This window comes from Streptomyces sp. NPDC002619, from assembly GCF_042889305.1.
Lineage (GTDB): Bacteria > Actinomycetota > Actinomycetes > Streptomycetales > Streptomycetaceae > Streptomyces.
This window is the reverse complement of sequence record NZ_JBIAQV010000164.1, coordinates 1-1,101: the sequence shown is the minus strand read 5'-3', so window position 1 is coordinate 1,101 and position 1,101 is coordinate 1. Positions and strand designations below refer to the sequence as shown.

Below are 1,101 nucleotides of genomic sequence, written 5' to 3'. Positions count from 1 at the left end.
CGGAAGATTTCAAGTCCAGTGAGACGGTCGTGACGCTATGAGGTTTGTGGTGCGGGTTCGCGGCGCTTGGCTGGGTCGTTGATCCAGGCGGTCTGGGGTATCTCGGGTGGTCGGGGGCGGCGGCCGAAGCGTTCGGGGTGGCGGGCGTATGCCTCGGCGAGGGTGACGGCCCGCTGGTCGCGGACCTCCTCGGCGGTCCCGAAGTGGACGGAGGCGGGTGTGTGCCAGCCGATGCCCGAGTGCCGGTGCTCATGGTTGTAGTACGCGATGAACGCGTCGAACCACTCGCGGGCGTGGGCCAGCGAGTCGAAGCGTTCGGGATAGTCCGACATGTATTTCGTGGTCTTGAACTGGGCCTCGCTGTAGGGGTTGTCGTTGGAGACCTTCGGCCGCGAGTGCGACCTTGTCACCCCGAGATCGATCAGCAGCTGGGAGACCTTCTTGCTCGTCATCGAGGTGCCGCGGTCCGCGTGCACCGTCTCGGGCACGATCCCGTTGCGGTCGATGGTCTCGCGGATCAACTCCTCGGCCCGCTCGGCCGATTCGGCGAGTTCAACGGTGTGGCCGACGATGTAGCGGCTGAAGATGTCGATGATGACGTAGGCGTGATACCAGATGCCCCTGGCCGGTCCGGCCGCCTTGGTGATGTCCCAGGTGAACACCTGCGACGGGGCGGTGGCCACCAGTTCGGGCACCGTCTTGGCGGGGTGGGTGGCCTGCCTTCGGCGCTCCCCGGACTGGCCCTTCTCGCGCAGGATCCGGTACATCGTGGAGATGGAGCAGTGGTAGCGCCCGGCATCCAGCTCGCGGGCCCAGATCTGGGCGGGCGGGAGTTCGGCGTATTCGTCGCAGTTCATCAACTCCAGTACCGTGGCTCGCTCTTCGGCCGTCAGAGCCGAGGGCTGGACGTGCGGTTTCCTGGCTTTTCGCTCCGTTGGGGGCCGCAGCCTGCGGTAGTGGGTGGCCCGCGAGCGGCCGGTCAGCCGGCACGCGGCGGTGATGCCCAGTGCGCGCTCGACGCCGGCAAAGGCATCGTCCACGACCGGGTCGGCAGCGCGCGTCAGTCCGCGCCCTCGGAGATCATTTCCAAGAGCGCGGAAG

Annotated in this window: 1 protein-coding gene; it reads right to left on the bottom strand. The window is 67.1% G+C overall.

Translation table 11 applies throughout. The annotated features are described in order from the left end of the window. Positions 1-35: 35 nt before the first annotated feature. On the bottom strand, positions 36-1,101 hold a 1,066-nt coding region (locus ACFYXB_RS46015), incomplete at its 5' end, for an IS3 family transposase (RefSeq protein ID WP_389591483.1).